Genomic DNA, 14,614 nt, shown 5'->3' with positions numbered 1-14,614 from the left:
GAATAAATGGCAGAAAAAAAAGTGAAAATTGACCGGGCCAAAATGCCGGAACAGGACCCGGATGTCAGACGGAGAAATTTTGAGGAAGTCCCCATGGGACTGTCCGAAGAGATGGCCATGACCGAGGCCAAACGGTGCCTGCAATGTAAAAAACCGGCCTGTATGGAAGGGTGTCCGGTTTCCGTGCTCATCCCGGATTTTATCAAGTGCATCGCCGAAGGTGATTTTTCCGGTGCCGCCAACAAGCTGTGGGAAAGAAATGCATTACCGGCCGTGTGCGGCCGGGTCTGCCCCCAGGAAGAACAGTGCGAAGGCAAATGTATTGTGGGCAAAAAAGACAAGCCCGTGGCCATCGGATATCTGGAACGGTTTGCCGCAGACTATGAGCGGAAAAACGGTTCCGGCGGGATTCCGGCCGTGGCCGAAAAAACCGGGAAAAAAGTGGCGGTCATCGGATCGGGCCCGTCCGGACTCACCGTGGCAGGCGATCTGCTGCTCAAAGGGCATGATGTCACCATTTTTGAGGCATTTCACAAACCCGGCGGGGTCCTGGTATACGGGATTCCTGAATTCCGTCTGCCCAAGGAAATCGTGGCATCGGAAGTGGCCACCCTGGAAAAAATGGGTGCCAACATCGAGTGTAATTCCGTGGTGGGCGCATCCGTGACCATTGACGAACTGTTCGAGGAAGGATATGACGCGGCCTATATCGGTGTGGGGGCCGGCCTGACCCCGGTTCATGAACCTGCCCGGTGAAAACCTCATCGGCATCTATTCCGCCAATGAATACCTGACCCGCACCAACCTGATGAAAGGGTATCTGTTCCCCAAATACGACACCCCCATTGCCAAGGGCAAAAACGTGGTGGTGCTGGGTGCGGGCAACGTGGCCATGGACTCGGCCCGAACGGCCATGCGCCTGGGCGCGGATTCCGTGAAGGTGGTGTACCGGCGGTCCAGAGAAGAGATGCCGGCCAGGGAAGAAGAACTCCACCATGCCCAGCAGGAACAGATCGAGTTTGTGCTGCTCACCAACCCAACGCAATTCTTTGGAGATGAGAACGGCCGGCTCACGGGTATGGAATGCCTGAAAATGGAACTGGGGGAACCGGACGCCTCGGGCAGAAGGCGGCCCGTGCCCATCGAAGGGTCTGAGTTCAGAATTGACTGCGACCTGGTGGTGGTGTCTGTGGGTTCCAACGCCAACCCGCTGTTGACCAATGCCACCCCGGACATGGCGTTAAACCGCTGGGGCAATATTGTGGCGGATCCGGTCACGGGCAAGACCACCAAAAAAGGGGTCTGGGCCGGCGGCGACATCGTCACAGGCGCCGCCACAGTCATCCTGGCCATGGGGGCCGGCAGGGCCGCGGCCAACTCCATGCATGACTATCTGACCATCGGCTGGTAAACACCCATCCAGCAAAAGGGGGGAACAGCTGTCCGCCTGTATCATAAAAAAAAGCCGCTGAAAACCGGGGCATTACCGGTTCCAGCGGCTTTTTTTAATCCATCGAAACAAATGGTTTCATTGACGCACACAGGTTGTGCCGCCGGTCTCACTCCGGTTGAATAAACACCTTGTGATCCACCAGAGACAGGGAATGAATCCGGCCTTTGATGAATTTCTGATCCCCGAAAATGGACACCAGCCGGATCCCGTTTTCATCGGGCTCCACCTTGTCCACGGCTTCCATGATCAATGTTTCCTTATCTGCTTGTTTCAGATATGCACTTGCTTCACACATGTCTGGTTCTCCTTATTGGGTTTCAATGAAAGACAGATGGGATGCCATGAGCTCATCCACCAGCATGGGCAGCGGCAGTCCGGCCACCCCCACAATGTCGATATTTTCCTGGCTCAAGGGCAGCAGCACCTTTCGGGCGTCTGACAGGCTGATGGCTTCAGCCATAGGGCCGGTCACCTCCCCCATCATGGCATGGGGTATGATAATGCCCACGGGCCCGATGATCACATCCGCCTTTTTCACGGTCTGGATGATGGCATTGGTCCCGGACGCCCCTTTATTGGCCCGGGATTTGAGCATCTGGGCCGTGGCAATGGCATTGGTGCCCAAAGCAATGATCTCCACATCCTCGCCGAACCGGTCTTTGAGTTTTTTGATCACCACGGCACCGATGCCCCCGCCCTGACCGTCCACCACACAGATGGTCTGTTTTTTTCTGGTTTCCATGAATTGTTTGTCTTTATTTTCGGTTGTCAATGCATCCACACAGTTACTCTTTGGTAAACATATGGCTGATCCCGTGCCAGATTGCTTGTTCCACCGCGTCTTCAGACGCGTTCCCGTCCACCACCTTCACGGTTTCCTGGTCTTTGAGCCGTTCAAATGCGGCAAAATAATTATCCCGCACCCGGGTCAGAATGTCAATTTTTTCAAACAGATCCAGATGGGTCCGGCCGGCCCGGATCCGCTCCAGGCAGGTATTGGGTGCCACATCGATGAACAGCGTCAGATCCGGTTTCAGAATCTGTGCATTCACGGCGTTTAACGTCATCACCCATTCCAGATCCATGTCCATGGCATGATACGCATACGAGGAAAAATAATACCGGTCGCACAGCACGGTCCGCCCTTTTTCCATCAACGCTTTCACCCCCGTGTCCGGGGCCACCAGGTGATCGGTCCGGTCCGCGGCGAACAAAGCGGCCAAAGTCCGGGGATCCATGCTGACCCGGCCCTCCAGAATCTGACGGATCAGGGTCCCCACCGGACCGTCCGTGGGTTCACACGTGGTATCCGCACCAATCCCCATATGGGTGAGCCGCTGCTGCACCCGCGCCATCTGGGTGGTCTTGCCGGACCCGTCCAGCCCTTCGAACACCACAAATCTGCCGGTTTTCATGTGCCTTTCAGTCCTTGTGATTTGCAAAATTATGGCCAAAGGCAATTATATATCAGTATCCGGATGCAGTGGCAAGGCCGGAAGGGACCCCGTCCACCTGAAAATCACTTGGCAGCCTTGTTGATATTTCAAACCAGCTGGATTTTTCTTGTCTGGAATCCGTGGCTCTGATAAAAATACAAGTTATTGTAAGCGTATCAAGGAGGATTTCCTTTACAATGGAAAAAATATTTCACCGTATCCGCCGGCATATCAGCTCCCCTGAAACAGCGGCCGCAACAAAACCGGCTGCTGGTCCGGCCCGTCTACCCACCCTCTGGCTGCTGGGCAAAACCGGGGCAGGGAAATCCTCGTTGATTCAAGCGGTAACAGGGCGTTCAGATATTGAAATCGGCAATGGCTTCAGCCCCTGCACCCAAAACTCCCGGCGCTATGATTTTCCATCAGAAAAGCCGCTGCTGCGTTTTCTTGATACGCGGGGTCTTGCCGAGGCCGACTACAATCCCGACCCAGACATTGCCGCCTGTGCGCAAACGACCCATGCCGCCATCGTCGTGATGAAGGCAGAAGAACCCGAGCAAAGCGCAGTGATCCGGGCCCTTGAACAGATTCGCAGATCCGGTGCCGTCAAACATCTGTTGCTGGTCCACACGGGCATCCTGCTGCTTGATGATGAACTTGAACGCCGCCAGGCCATCAATCACAATCAAAACCAGGTGGAATCCGTCTGGAAACAACCGGTTGAATCCGTGGCCGTGGATTTCGAAGGAGCGGGCAACGGCATCGTCGGGGTGGAAGACCTGCGCGCGGCCCTTGCTGATTTTTTACCCATCATTGCCCTGCTGGGCACCCAAAAAGAACATGCCGGTGCCGAAGAGCGCCGCTTTGTTCCCCTTCGTAACGATATCCTCTGGTACGCGGCGGCTTCCGGCGGCACAGACGTCCTCCCCGTGATCGGATTGGGCACAGTCCCGATGATTCAGGCAAAAATGCTGCATCATCTGGCCGGGCAATACGGGATCGCGTGGAATAAAAAAGCCCTGGCCGACTTTGCCGCGGCCCTGGGCGCGGGATTCAGCGTGCGGTATCTGTCCAGGCTGGGCATCCGTCAGCTCACCAAACTGATACCGGTTTACGGGCAGACCGTCGGCAGTGCCGCAGCCGTTGTCGTCAGCTTTTGTTCGACCTATGCCATCGGCCGGGCCGCCTGCAAGTATCTGTATCACAAAAGCAAGGGGGAACCCGTCTCCGAGCAGGAACTGAAACGCCTGTATCACCAGGCATTCAACGAAGTCCGAAAGGTAAAGACCCGTGAAACACCTGTTGACCCGCATTAAAACAGCTGGGCGACTGTCATCGGCAGCCATGCCGCTACTGGCCGTGGCCCTGGTTTTGCCCGTGCTGATTCTGGGTATATTCGGACTGATCGCTTTGATCGACTATGGCTATATGCTGTATTTTGTTGCGCTGCTGGCCTTTTGCACGCTCCTGGTCACGGCATTGAGCTGGACACTGCGGCGATCCTCTTCCGGCAAATTGCCCCTGCCGGAAGAGGGGCTGGTAACCGCTTCCGCCGATTGGGGGGATTTTGATCACCAGGTCTGGGACCGACTGAACCAAGAAATCACCCAACAGCTGGCGGAAAACGCCCAGTGGGGGCATCTGCAGACCCATGCCCTGGCGCTGATCAAGACAGTGGCTGAAAACTACCACGACAAAGGGGATCGCAAAGAACTTGCCTTTTCCATTCCGGAACTGTTGATGATGGTAGAGGAAATCAGCCGCCGCTATCGGCTGCTGCTCAAAACTCATGTTCCCTTCATTGAAAATACACGTCTATCATTGCTGGTACAGGGGTATGATAACAAAGAAAAGCTGATGTCCGGCTATAGAGCGGCTAAATGGGCGTGGAACAGTTACCGGATTGTCCGGCTGGCCAGTCCGCTGACAGCGGTACTGGCTGAATTCCGCAGTCAGGTGGTCGGCAAAATGATGACGCGGGTCAGTGCCGAGTTTCAGCTCAAGTTGAAACAGGCCCTGCTGCAGGAAGCGGTTTCCGTGGCCATCGATCTCTACAGCGGACGTTTCCGGGTCCAGGCGCATCATCCGGCGGCACAAGAACAGGACAGCAGGAATATGGCACCGCCCTTAGCGCCATTACGAATCTGCTTTGTCGGGCAGACGGGTTCAGGCAAATCCTCCATTATCAATGCCCTTGTCGATGCCATGGTCGCTGAAGTGAACCCGCTTCCCTCCACCAGCGCCACCACCGTACATCAATGCCGGATTGACGGAATGGACATGGTTCATCTGGTTGATCTGCCGGGTCTGGACGGCAAGGAAAAGACCACAAAGCATCTGCTCAAGGAAGCCACCCGCTCTGATATGATCATCTGGGTGCTTAAAGCCAATCAGCCCGCCCGGTCCCTGGACAGCGACTTTAAACAGCATTTTGATGCCTTTTATCTGGCAACAGCCCGCCGTTCCCAAAAACGCCCGGTCATCATCGGTGTGCTGAACCAGGTGGACCGCCTGCCCCCTGTGCAGGAGTGGCATCCGCCTTATGACCTGGAAAATCCAAAAACCCCCAAGGCAAAAACCATTAAAGCGGCCCTGACGTACAATCGCGACCTGCTCGGCTTGGACGAACTGATACCTCTGGCTGTCGCTGAAAACCAACCACCCTATCATCTTGATGAACTCAAAAAGCGGATCGACACATCCTGTCAGCAGGGGCTGCAGACCCAACTGAACCGCCGCCGGATCCAAACGAACGGTATGGGTAAGATCCGTGACCAGGCCGGGCGGCTCTATCAATCAGGCAGGTCACTGTTCGCCATCATCGCGGCAGACAATGGCAAACAAGGAAAAATATGAAAAAGTGTGTGCGCTTCATAATGGGAATCCTGTTCCTGGTCCTGGTCCTGCCGGAGGTCTCCCGGGGAGAAGATTTTCACCAGTGGCTGGAGGATTTTTATCCTCAGGTGGCCAGTCAAGGGATCAGCCGGGCCACCTGGGAGACCGCTTTTCACGGCATTGAGCAACCCGATGCCAGGGTGCTGGAAAAGGCCCGCTTTCAGCCAGAATTTACGGTAGAAATCTGGGATTACCTCGATTCCCGGATCACCCCGTTGAGTGTCGAGCAAGGCTTGAAGATGGCGCAGGATTACGCCCGGACCCTTGCGGCCGTAGAGAACCGTTTCGGGGTTGAGGCCAAGATTTTGCTCGCCATCTGGTCGATGGAGTCCGCTTATGGGGCCGTTTTCGATAAACCCGAACGGCTGCATTACGTCCCCCAGGCCCTTGCCACGCTGGCCTATGCCGATCCAAAACGGAAAAATTTTGCTGAAAAACAACTGGTTGCCGTGTTGCAGATTCTCCAGGCCGGGGATGTCGGACCCCAGCACCTGACCGGTTCCTGGGCCGGCGCCATGGGCCACACCCAATTCATTCCCACCAGTTACCTGGCCTATGCCGTAGATATGGACGGCAACGGCCGTCGCGATATCTGGAACTCCGTGCCCGATGCTTTGGCCACGGCCGCCAACCTGCTTCACCGCAATGGCTGGCTAAGCGGCAAAACCTGGGGGTACGAGGTGGTCCTCCCGGCCGGTGGAGCGCGTTGGCTCAACGAAACCAGAATTCTCGCCGACTGGCAAAAGGCGGGGTTTTCCCGAACCCGTGGAAGAACCTTCCCCCGCCCGGATGATCGGGCCGTGCTTAAACTTCCGGCAGGCAAAAAAGGACCGGCATTTTTGGTGTTGAAAAATTTTTTTGTCCTCAAGCGCTACAACAACGCCGATGCCTATGCCCTGGCCGTAGGACTGCTCGCCGACCGGCTGGCCGGCAGCAAGGGGCTGGTGCAGCCCTGGCCCCGGCCGCCGGGAAGCTTGAACGGGGAGGAAAAGTTCCTCCTTCAGGCCCTGCTCCAAAAAAAAGGGTATTATTCCGGAGAGATTGACGGTCTGCTTGGCGAAGCGACCAGAGCGGCCATCCGAATCTTTCAAAAAGAGATGGGTATGCCGGCGGACGGCAAGCCTTCGCTGGACATACTTGAGGCCCTTCGCCAATAACCCCTGGCGGATTGCCATGGAACCCGGCAGGCTGAGTGTGAGCTACTGGGAATTCTTTCCGTTTTTCCAAAGTTCATATTCACTGATATCAATATTGTCATTCCAATAAACAGCGTAGCCCCCTGTTTCAACTTTGACATTTTTAAAAAAAGAAGGATTTTTCAACGGCGCAAACATTTCATTATCCCATAGTCTACTGACATCATATATTTTTTTTTCGCCATTTGTGAAAACGATGGTGAGCAGTTTATGATCTGACGCGGCAACATGTAATATTTTTGGTATCTGCATCTTTTGCGTTACTCCAGAGGCGGCAGTTTTTTAAATTCCTGTGTTTTCCAAATGGTTTGTAATTCAGTCTGGTATTTTATTGGTATCATAATTTTTATTCAGCCTCAGAAAAATCATGCAAAGGATCCTTGAAAGGGGGCATTATCGGTACAGTCACAAAGCCTGACCAATCGCATGTCCCCAATTGGCATCCTTTTCAGTACCATTGCAAAACAAACTTATCAGAAATACAAAATTTTGCATTTCTGATACTTTCAAAAACAGATTTTAGAATAGACACTCCCAAATCACCGCCAGTCAAGTGATTTCAGGTTTTTCGAAAAGGTTTATGAAACATGATCCCACTGATATTTTTTCATCCACCCAAGGCATGGGTTATTTTGCCAGCCCGTCAAAAAAATGGCCAAGGCTTACTTCTATCGAAAACTCCCTTATATCAACTGTTTCCAGCCTTATCAGATGGTTGATGAAAACAGGATTGTCAGAAATGCAAAAATTTGCACTTCTGACAATCATCAAATGATACATGGTGGTATCCCGCAAAGATAGAGGGATTCACCGGGAAAAAACAAACCGACCATCCTGACATATTCACCCGCCAATCTTTACCTGAGCCTCCAGCCAATCTCAAAATTTTTCCGAGACATGCACACAGATTGCGTCTTTTCCAGAAGGCGGTACTGATTACCGGCATATGTTCTAAACTTTTTTTCGAGAGGGAATAACCCTGCTGGTAAATTTAGAATACTGTTGGTATCCTTTATAAAAAGGCCATGGAAAATTTCTGGTATTGGATAATTATGGTTGAATTCGGGATGGGCTCATTATATTAGAATAATTCCCAAATATTTGAACCTGTCCCGGAGAATTTCCTTGGTTGTCGAGACCTGGAATGCCATCCACTTCAAATCCTTATAATAGAAATTCAGGATCATCACATACCGGGACTACCCGCATACCTCATGCCGCCAGAGGGATAGTGGCAATGTGGCTGAATTGTTTGATGGCGATCCTTCTTCTTGTCCGATCTGTGCATGTCATTCAAGCAGATTTTTACCTGCGGGATCAGTGCCTTACTCCTCAGTTTCTGTCAAAAAAAACAAGAAAGTGAGGAGGGCAATTGGGTTACGGGTTACGGGTTACCCACGTTAGAATATTGAAGGACGTCTGAGGGGAAATCTACATAAATTATTTAGACAAATCCTTCCAGTCCAAGAGTTACTACTCTTGCATCTTGGACAACTTAACTCCCACCCATCTCTATCTAAAGACGTAAAGGGTTTTGAAAGAAACCCCCATTCATCTGGACTATCATTATCTCTTGATAACACTTTAGTGGAATCTTTGATTATGATTTTTATTAGTGGCCGGGCTAATAATAAAAATCGTTTTACATAATCAATAAACTCTAATAAATCCATTTCAAACAGTTGGCCTGAATCATCACCATCTAAGGCCTCAAAAACTATGTCAGAAACAGTATGACACACTCCTTCTATATTCCGAATATAATTATACGCAAATGAAGACAGGAAAATGTTACAAAACTTGCTATGTTTGTCTTTTGGTGCAGACAATTTTAATAAATAATCTTTTTTTAATTTGAACGAATATTTCTGTAAATTATCAGGTAATTTCACCGTGGTGTGGATTTCTTCTATGGTAGTGTTAAGCTTAGAAATATCATATGTGCTTAAGTAATAAAAAAAGCTTGGACACTCTGACTCTAATTGGTTTATTTGAGAAGATAGTTCTGAATCATTTTTTAACTTGTCTCGAGTTTGAAGAATAATTTCTTTGTTTTCGACAATATAAGTAATAAGCTTATAATATCCCGATATAATATAGACGAGGGATTCAAATACAGTAACTTCATCAAATTTATTGAGTTCACTATCCCAATATTCTTCAACAGATTTTTCTTTTGTTGTTATTGACGTATCGCGATTGTTATTCCATAATCTTCCCATAAGAAATCCACCCGAGGCGAATAGCGCTCGATAAACCCATTCTTTTTTGGTAGCCATGGTTTTTGTTCCTATTGTTAAAGTGTTACTAATTTGGTCACATAGCTCATAGATTCTTTCTTTTGGATTTAACTAATTTTTCAACTTCAGAATAACCCATTTTCTCAGCATTTTTTAAGAGTTTATCCCAACACCTATTCTTAGCTTTTACATCTGCACCAGATCTTTTTTTTACAGCAAGGTTTGCACTCATTACTCTCAAAAAAACCACCATATTTACCGAATCATGAAAGCCCTATCAATGAAACACCTTCATGTCAATTAGAGAAAATACCTAATTGCTATAGGGGAAAACACCTAATCGCGGTGCTAACAAATTGAGATTTTAGGATATTGCAACAAGTTGTAACACCATAAAAACTCAACCATTGTTTCGATATCACGAAGTCTGCCAAAGCACAAGCAATTTGCAATTATGTTGCAACAGACCTGTTCCGATCACGGGGATTCACCAGTGATCAGCAGGGAAAGTGCCTTGAACCGGTCAAAATCATTTGCATTTACCAGCGGCTGTAATTAAACCAGAGATTCAGGCCAACCGTGCTTTTTCGCCATTTTCTGGATGGCAAAATCCTGCCATAAATCGCTGTTTACGCGTTTTGCTACTTGTGGCAAAAAGCGTAAACAGCGACCTGATGATCCGATTCATTCCTTATCGCCCATAGTGATACCTGAAGTGCCCTAATAACACTGGTATCACGGTCGCGGCTGCTGGCGGTCATGGCATTTTTCAGACCTCGGCGTGATGTTTCTTCTGGTTCAAAAATTTCAAAAAAACGATCGCTCCGCTTGTCATCAGCTGAAACAATGCAAAAACCATGATGGAATAATCCTGCTCAATCACGGAATACAATCCCCACACCAACCCGTCCGACATGGACAGCACCCATGTCCCAAAAGACAGGTCCGTCAGGTCTTCTTCCCTGGCTGCCACGCATATCTGAGGAATGTTGGACACCAGAATACTGATGGGCAAGATGATGCCAAGACCCGCCTGTCCCTTGATCAGAAACGCAACACACAGCGCAACAAACCAGACCGGGGCAATCCGGAATTCTTTGATGTTGCGCCCGAATTTCAAGGCAGATATCGTGATCACAAAAAAAACAGCGGCGGATGCGCCCGTGGCCAGGGTCACATAGGGCTGGTTTGTCAAAACCCCGTAGGCGGCCCAGCCGAAACTGACGATGGCACTGGTCAAGGCCGTGTCAACGGAAACCCCTAAGGCCTGTCTTGAGCGCAACAGCCTGACAAGCTGCGGCAGGGCCCGGACCAGTCCGATGACTGTGCCGGCCAGACCCAGAATGACTGTGATATTCATTGTTTGTTGTGGTCTTTCAGGCTATGTTTGGTGTTTTTTAATCGTGCTGTCGAATCAGTGGTGTTCTGATTTCTATCGTTTAAATGGATTAATGCATTTTTTCAGATGCGTCCAACGATAAATAATGATATGTATAATCGAAAAATACGATTAAAATATAGGTGGCAATGGATTTATATAAGCTGAAGACATTCAAAACCGTGGCGGCTTTTTTAAATTTCAACCAGGCGGCCAGGTATTTAAATTGTGCGCAATCCACGGTATCAAACCAGATCAAATCCCTGGAAGATGAAATGGGCGCCTTTTTTTTCAAACGCATGGGGAAAAAAGTGCAGTTGACCACGGCCGGTGAAAAAATGGTCGGATATGCCAATAAACTGCTTTCCATGGAGCAGGAGGCCATTGATGACATCACAGGGAAAAAAACGCCCCAGAAAACGATTTGCGTGAGAGGGCCGGAAGCAATTATTGACTGTTATTTTCCCGACCTCATTAAAAAAACGCTGGCACAGTATCCAGCCGTTCAGTTTGATATCAGCAACTGTCTGGAAAACAATATCGAAAATGAACTTCAGACGGAAGCGATCGATCTGGCTTTTATTTTTTCCGACTACATCAGTTCCCCCCGGCTGATCACGGAAAAAATCTTTACTGAAACCCTGATTATGGCGGCGCTTCCCACCCATCCCCTGGCGGGAAAGCCCACCGTCGATGCAAAAGACCTTCATGCTGAAACACTTTTATTTTTAAAAACAGGGTGCGGATACGGCCTCCCGTTCAGGCAGCTGCTGAACACGCACATGGTAAAACCAGCCTGTATCATAGAAATCACCAGTGTCGAAGCCATCAAAGAATGTGTCAAAAAAGGCATTGGCTTGACGATTCTTCCAAAAAATTCCATACAAAACGAGCTTCAAAACAGGGAACTGGTGCCGTTGAACTGGGCAAAGGATTTGACCACCCCTGTGCTGATGGTCTGGCATAAGAACAAAAAAATCACCGGGGTCCTGGAAAATTTCATGCACCTGGCCATGCAGCTGCGGTCAAAAAGACCTTGAGTTTTTTTCTTGCACCCATCCTGGCAGATGATTATGGTAGCCCCATGAAATATAACGACTTTTATTCACAAACACTTAGGAATCCACATTCATGAACCCTATTTTCGGCCGGATGGATACTGATATCCTGGGATTGATCCTGTATGTGGGGCTGGCCCTGTTTTTTTCATTTCTGTGTTCCGTGGCGGAAGCCGTTCTTTTGAGTGTCACTCCCTCGTATATCGAAGGGTTGAAAAAAAACCATCCCCGGAAAGCCGCGCTTTTGCAGCGACTTAAACAGGACAATGTGGACCGGTCTCTGGCTGCCATTCTGACATTGAATACCATTGCCCATACCGTCGGGGCCATCGGTGCGGGAGCCAAAGCCACGGCCGTGTTCGGCAGCGCCTGGTTCGGGGTGTTTTCCGCCGCCATGACCCTGATGATCCTGTTTCTGTCGGAAATCCTTCCCAAAACCATCGGTGCGGTCTACTGGTCGCGCCTGACCGGCCCCACCGCGATTTTCATCAACACGCTGATTACCATCCTGTACCCCATTGTCTGGCTGTCTGAAAAACTGACCAAATTCATTTCCCGGGGAAAAACCATGCATATTTTTTCCAGGGATGAATTCATTGCCATGGCATCCGTGGGTGAACGCACGGGTCAGATCCACACCAAAGAATCCAGAATCATTCAGAATCTGCTGCGGTTTGAAAGTCTGAAAGCCACGGATATCATGACACCGCGCACCGTGGTATCTGCGTTGCCCGAAGACATGACCATTGATGCATCTTTGAAATACATCATGAAAACTCCGTTTTCACGCCTGCCCTTGTACAAATCACACTTAGACGATGCCACGGGGTTTGTTCTCAAAGATGATATATTGATTTTCATGGCCCAGAAAAGGGGAAATGAAACACTCAAGGCCCTGAAACGGGAAATCATGGCCGTGCCCAGCTCCATCCCTTTGACCGTGCTGTTTGAACGGTTTCTGACTGAGCGTCAGCACATTGCCCTGATTGTCAGTGAACATGGGGGCACAGACGGGCTGGTGACTTTGGAAGACCTGATTGAAACCCTCATGGGAATGGAAATCGTGGATGAAAGTGACAATGTAATCGATATGCGGGCTTTGGCCCGGAAACAGTGGATGGCCCGGGCCAAAGCCATGGGCCTGGAGCCGGAAACAACGGAGACACCCGGAAATGACATATGACGTGATTATTGTGGGCGGCGGACCGGCAGGGTTGTTTGCCGCCGGGTATCTGATGGAACATGCCCGGCTCAAGGTGCTGCTCATTGAAAAAGGCAAAGAGCCTCTCAAACGCAAATGCCCCAACCATCATTTGCAGAAATGCGTCGGATGCGACCCGTGCAATATTTTGTCAGGCATCGGCGGGGCCGGGCTGTATTCCGACGGCAAGCTCAATTTCATTCCCCGGCTGGGAAAAACCGATCTGACCCAGTTCATGCCCTTGTCAGAGGCCCAGGCCCTGATCGATGAAACCGAAGCCGTGTTCACCCGGTTCAACATGGACGGGCCCGTCTATCCCACGGACATGGACGCAGCCCGGCAGATCCGAAAAGAGGCCCGGCGTTTCGGCATCGACCTGATGCTCATCCGGCAGAAACACTTAGGGTCTGACAACCTGCCCGGGTATATCGCTGCCATGGCGGATCATATCCGGGCAAAAGGGCTGGCCGTCAAAGTCAACGAGACCGTCACCGATATTCTGGAACAGGACGGGCAGGTGACCGGCGTGGTCACGGACAAGGCCACGTATGAGGCCCCACATGTGATTCTGGCCCCGGGACGGGTGGGGGCCAACTGGATGGCAACAGTGGCACAAAAACACGGTATTAACCTAAGCCAGCGGGGCATCGAAGTAGGGGTCCGGGTGGAGGTGCACAATGATATCATGGACGATCTGTGTAACATCATCTATGATCCCACTTTTTTTATCCAGACCCATACCTATGACGATCAGACAAGAACGTTTTGCACCAACCAGGGGGGATTCATCTCTTTGGAAAACTACCGGGATTTTGTGTGTGTCAACGGGCATGCCTATTCAGGAAAAAAATCGGAAAACACCAATTTTGCGTTTCTGTCCAAAGTGATATTGACGGAACCCGTGACCGACAACCAGTCCTATGGCGAGTCCATCGGCCGGCTGGCCACCATCATCGGCGGGGGCAAACCTATTTTACAGCGGTTCGGGGACCTGAAACGGGGGCGCCGCTCCACCTGGCACCGCATCCGCAAAGGCTATATCGAACCCACCATGACAAATGTGGTATGTGGCGATATTGCCATGGCCCTGCCGGAAAGAATCCTGTCAAACATCATCGAGGGCCTGGAAATCCTCAACCAGGTGGTGCCGGGGGTTTCCAACGACGAAACCCTGCTGTACGCCCCGGAAATCAAGTTTTTTGCCACCCAGGTGGAAACCAGCAACCATCTGGAAACAAAGATCAACGGGTTGTATGTGGCGGGCGACGGGCCCGGTGTGGCCGGTAATATCGTGTCTGCCGCCGCCACGGGCCTGATTCCGGCCAAACACATTATTGCCCGGCAATAATCAAAAAAAAAATTAGTCCGGATAGTAGATGGCGCAGGCATCTTCTGATTCCCATGCCATGACCCGGGACACCTGTAATTTTTCCGGCAGATTCTCATCCAGCAGGGCCTGGACCTGCCGGGCGATGTAAACGGCAATCCGCTCCGAGGTGGGCTGCATGCCCTCAAACACAGACAGTTCATTGAGATATTTGTGGTCCAGGTCTCCGTCCACCACCTGACGCACTGCTTTTTTGATGTCCCCGAAATCCGCCAGCACCCCGGCATCATTCAGTTTAGGGCCTTTGACACACACTTCCACCTGCCAGTTATGGCCGTGAAGGTTTTCACATTTCTGGCCCACCATGGTCAATCGATGGGCACCGGCAAACCGGGTTTTAACTTTCAGTTCAAACATGGGACCTGCCTGT

15 protein-coding genes and 1 pseudogene are annotated in these 14,614 nt (G+C 50.7%); 8 read left to right on the top strand and 8 right to left on the bottom strand.

Annotated features, from left to right (window positions below; all coding sequences use genetic code 11):
• The first annotated feature begins 6 nt into the window (after window positions 1-6).
• A pseudogene (gene gltA / locus DPO_RS17220) lies at window positions 7-1,411 on the top strand (NADPH-dependent glutamate synthase).
• A gap of 148 nt (window positions 1,412-1,559) precedes the next feature.
• Here gltA and DPO_RS17215 read toward each other — a convergent pair.
• From DPO_RS17215 to tmk, 3 genes are read right to left on the bottom strand one after another with little or no spacing between them, the layout of a single operon-like run.
• Entirely contained in the window at window positions 1,560-1,748 is a 189-nt protein-coding gene (locus DPO_RS17215; protein WP_006965507.1) for a CooT family nickel-binding protein, read from the bottom strand.
• Window positions 1,749-1,760: 12 nt separating this feature from the next.
• Window positions 1,761-2,195: a DUF3842 family protein gene (locus DPO_RS17210; protein WP_006965506.1), complete on the bottom strand. Its 435-nt coding sequence runs from the start codon at window positions 2,193-2,195 to the stop codon at window positions 1,761-1,763.
• 43 nt (window positions 2,196-2,238) lie between these two features.
• Entirely contained in the window at window positions 2,239-2,868 is a 630-nt protein-coding gene (gene tmk / locus DPO_RS17205) for a dTMP kinase (protein WP_006965505.1), read from the bottom strand.
• 218 nt (window positions 2,869-3,086) lie between these two features.
• Here tmk and DPO_RS17200 point away from each other — a divergent pair, with 218 nt between their 5' ends.
• Genes DPO_RS17200 through DPO_RS17190 form a run of 3 tightly spaced genes read left to right on the top strand, consistent with a single transcriptional unit; the run spans window position 3,087 to window position 6,941 of the window.
• Window positions 3,087-4,205, top strand: a complete 1,119-nt coding sequence (locus DPO_RS17200; RefSeq protein WP_006965504.1) for a YcjF family protein — start codon at window positions 3,087-3,089, stop codon at window positions 4,203-4,205.
• On the top strand, window positions 4,180-5,745 hold the full coding sequence (locus DPO_RS17195) for a GTPase family protein (RefSeq protein WP_006965503.1): 1,566 nt from the start codon (window positions 4,180-4,182) through the stop codon (window positions 5,743-5,745). The genes DPO_RS17200 and DPO_RS17195 overlap by 26 nt, the downstream gene beginning before the upstream one ends.
• A complete protein-coding gene (locus DPO_RS17190; RefSeq protein ID WP_006965502.1) occupies window positions 5,742-6,941 on the top strand; it encodes a lytic murein transglycosylase in 1,200 nt (399 codons plus the stop codon). The genes DPO_RS17195 and DPO_RS17190 overlap by 4 nt, the downstream gene beginning before the upstream one ends.
• 42 nt (window positions 6,942-6,983) lie before the next feature.
• Here DPO_RS17190 and DPO_RS17185 read toward each other — a convergent pair whose 3' ends face one another.
• Window positions 6,984-7,232: a DUF2442 domain-containing protein gene (locus tag DPO_RS17185; protein ID WP_006965501.1), complete on the bottom strand. Its 249-nt coding sequence runs from the start codon at window positions 7,230-7,232 to the stop codon at window positions 6,984-6,986.
• Window positions 7,233-7,560: 328 nt separating this feature from the next.
• Between DPO_RS17185 and DPO_RS17180 the strand changes: the two genes are divergently transcribed.
• Window positions 7,561-7,755, top strand: a complete 195-nt coding sequence (locus tag DPO_RS17180; protein ID WP_040011733.1) for a hypothetical protein — start codon at window positions 7,561-7,563, stop codon at window positions 7,753-7,755.
• Window positions 7,756-8,380: 625 nt separating this feature from the next.
• Here DPO_RS17180 and DPO_RS17175 read toward each other — a convergent pair.
• The 3 genes from DPO_RS17175 to DPO_RS17170 all read right to left on the bottom strand — a co-directional run bounded on the left by DPO_RS17175 (window position 8,381) and on the right by DPO_RS17170 (window position 10,580).
• Window positions 8,381-9,259: a hypothetical protein gene (locus DPO_RS17175; protein WP_006965500.1), complete on the bottom strand. Its 879-nt coding sequence runs from the start codon at window positions 9,257-9,259 to the stop codon at window positions 8,381-8,383.
• Window positions 9,260-9,305: 46 nt separating this feature from the next.
• Window positions 9,306-9,452: a hypothetical protein gene (locus DPO_RS25560; RefSeq protein WP_160166906.1), complete on the bottom strand. Its 147-nt coding sequence runs from the start codon at window positions 9,450-9,452 to the stop codon at window positions 9,306-9,308.
• Window positions 9,453-9,989: 537 nt separating this feature from the next.
• Entirely contained in the window at window positions 9,990-10,580 is a 591-nt protein-coding gene (locus DPO_RS17170) for a PQ-loop repeat-containing protein (RefSeq protein ID WP_006965499.1), read from the bottom strand.
• 167 nt (window positions 10,581-10,747) lie between these two features.
• Between DPO_RS17170 and DPO_RS17165 the strand changes: the two genes are divergently transcribed.
• The 3 genes from DPO_RS17165 (at window position 10,748) to DPO_RS17155 (ending at window position 14,205) form a co-directional block, all read left to right on the top strand.
• Window positions 10,748-11,638, top strand: a complete 891-nt coding sequence (locus DPO_RS17165; protein ID WP_006965498.1) for a LysR family transcriptional regulator — start codon at window positions 10,748-10,750, stop codon at window positions 11,636-11,638.
• 91 nt (window positions 11,639-11,729) lie between these two features.
• The gene (locus tag DPO_RS17160) at window positions 11,730-12,839 is read left to right on the top strand and encodes a hemolysin family protein (RefSeq protein ID WP_006965497.1); all 1,110 of its coding nucleotides are present in this window, start codon (window positions 11,730-11,732) and stop codon (window positions 12,837-12,839) included.
• Window positions 12,829-14,205 carry an NAD(P)/FAD-dependent oxidoreductase gene (locus DPO_RS17155; RefSeq protein ID WP_006965496.1) on the top strand — a complete coding sequence of 459 codons (1,377 nt, stop codon included), beginning with the start codon at window positions 12,829-12,831 and terminating at the stop codon, window positions 14,203-14,205. Before DPO_RS17160 ends, DPO_RS17155 begins: the two co-directional genes overlap by 11 nt.
• Window positions 14,206-14,217: 12 nt before the next feature.
• Here the strand turns inward: DPO_RS17155 and queD are convergent, their stop codons facing one another.
• Window positions 14,218-14,601: a 6-carboxytetrahydropterin synthase QueD gene (queD, locus tag DPO_RS17150; RefSeq protein ID WP_006965495.1), complete on the bottom strand. Its 384-nt coding sequence runs from the start codon at window positions 14,599-14,601 to the stop codon at window positions 14,218-14,220.
• Window positions 14,602-14,614 lie beyond the last annotated feature (13 nt).

Origin of the sequence: Desulfotignum phosphitoxidans DSM 13687, assembly GCF_000350545.1 — a bacterium.
In the GTDB taxonomy this organism is placed as follows: Bacteria; Desulfobacterota; Desulfobacteria; order Desulfobacterales; family Desulfobacteraceae; genus Desulfotignum; species Desulfotignum phosphitoxidans.
The sequence above is the reverse complement of the archived record's forward strand: the minus strand, read 5'-3'. Positions and strand labels throughout refer to the sequence as shown.